Source organism: Vibrio sp. 1641 (assembly GCF_033339995.1).
GTDB classification, from domain to species: Bacteria; Pseudomonadota; Gammaproteobacteria; order Enterobacterales; family Vibrionaceae; genus Vibrio; species Vibrio alginolyticus.
The window spans coordinates 1-586 of record NZ_JAWOVP010000352.1 but is presented as its reverse complement, the minus strand read 5'-3'; the positions used below and the strand labels follow the sequence as shown (position 1 = coordinate 586).

Annotated in this window: 1 protein-coding gene; it reads right to left on the bottom strand. The window is 47.4% G+C overall.

The window, feature by feature from the left end; translation table 11 throughout:
- Positions 1-69: 69 nt before the first annotated feature.
- Positions 70-586 (bottom strand): NAD-binding protein (locus R7Z47_RS25945; protein ID WP_318130909.1); only part of this gene is annotated, 517 nt, incomplete at its 5' end.

The window sequence follows — 586 nt, the reverse complement described above, 5'->3', positions numbered from 1 at the left end:
AGTTGCCCCCGCAATAAAACGTTTCTTGGCTTTCACTTTTGTTCCTTTTCCCGCTTAGGTCTGCGGGTACTACTTCCAATGATTAGGCGACTGGTGATCGCTTTCCATCTCACGACCAAAAATTTCTTCTAGCTCTTTACGAGCTTCTTTGGCTCTTTGGGCGAGCTTCTTATCTTCATTATGCTGAGGCAGCAAGTCTTTAAGCATAGCATTATCGAGCTTACGAAAATGTGCTTCTGCCCGCTTTGCTTGATATGGGTGCATGCCTAACTCAACCAGAGTTTGACGACCAAGATCCAGTGCGCCTAAAAAAGTCTCACGCGAATAGTTTTGCACACCATGGCTCATCAACTGATAGGCTTCCACTCGGCTTCGAGCACGAGCGAGCAATTTGAGATTCGGAAAATGCGTACGGCAGATATCGACAATCGCCATCACTTCATCCGGCGAGTCTGTACAAATCACTAACGCTTCCGCTTTGTCTGCGCCAGCGGCGCGCAACAAATCGATTTGCGTGGCATCGCCATAAAAAACTTTGTAGCCGTACTTACGCAGTAAGTGAATTTGGCTGGCGTCACTTTCCAAT